Here is an 876-nt window from a genome sequence, read left to right on the forward strand (position 1 = left end):
TGGCGGCGAGCACGTGTTCACGGGTGAGCTGGTCTCCTTCGAGCTCGCCGGCGACCGATCCGTCCCGCAGCACGACGAGCCGGTCCGCGCCGTCGAGCAGCTCGTCCAGTTCGGAGCTGATCAGCAGCACCGCCAGGCCTTCGCGGGCGAGTTCGTCGATCAACGCCTGCACCTCGGCCTTGGCGCCGACGTCGATGCCGCGCGTCGGCTCGTCGAGGAGCAGGATCCTGGGTTCGGTGCACAACCACCTGGCCAGCAACACCTTCTGCTGGTTGCCGCCGGACAGCTCCGCGACCTTCTGCTCGGGGCTCGACACCTTGATGCGCAGGCGCTTGATGAAGGTGTCGACGATCCGGTCCTGCCTGGACCTGCTCGTGACGCCGAACCGGCTGAGCCTCGGCAACGCTGCCAGCACGATGTTCTCGCGCACGGACAGGTTCGGGATGATCCCGTCGGTCTTGCGGTCCTCGGCGAGCATGCTGATGCCCGCTCTCATCGACGCCTTCACGGTGTGCGGCACCGGTTTGCCCGCCACCAGCACCGTGCCCCGGCCCAGCGGGAGCGCCCCGATGATCGCTCGTGCGGTCTCGGTGCGGCCCGACCCGAGCAGGCCGGCGAGGCCGACGACCTCACCGGGCCGGATCGAGACGTTCACACCGTCGATGCGCGGCTTGCTCGTCAGGTCGCGGGCTTCGAGCACCGGCTGCGTGTCGGCCTGGTGCCCCTCGCCGAACGCCGTGGTGCCGTGTTTCTCGATCTCCTTGACCGACCTGCCGAGCATCAGCGAGACGAGCTCGATGCGCGGAAGTTCTTCGAGGGGACCACTGTGCACGTTCACACCGTCCCTGAGCACCGTGACCGCGTCGCAGATCCGGT

At 68.5% G+C, this 876-nt stretch carries 1 protein-coding gene; it reads right to left on the reverse strand.

Annotated elements, in window-relative coordinates; genetic code table 11:
* Positions 1-832, reverse strand: an 832-nt coding sequence (locus IEY88_RS44960; protein ID WP_373294311.1) for an ATP-binding cassette domain-containing protein, incomplete at its 3' end; no start/stop codon positions are given.
* Between the last annotated feature and the right edge of the window lie 44 nt (positions 833-876).

The sequence above is a fragment of the Lentzea pudingi genome, assembly GCF_014646255.1.
In the GTDB taxonomy this organism is placed as follows: Bacteria; Actinomycetota; Actinomycetes; order Mycobacteriales; family Pseudonocardiaceae; genus Lentzea; species Lentzea pudingi.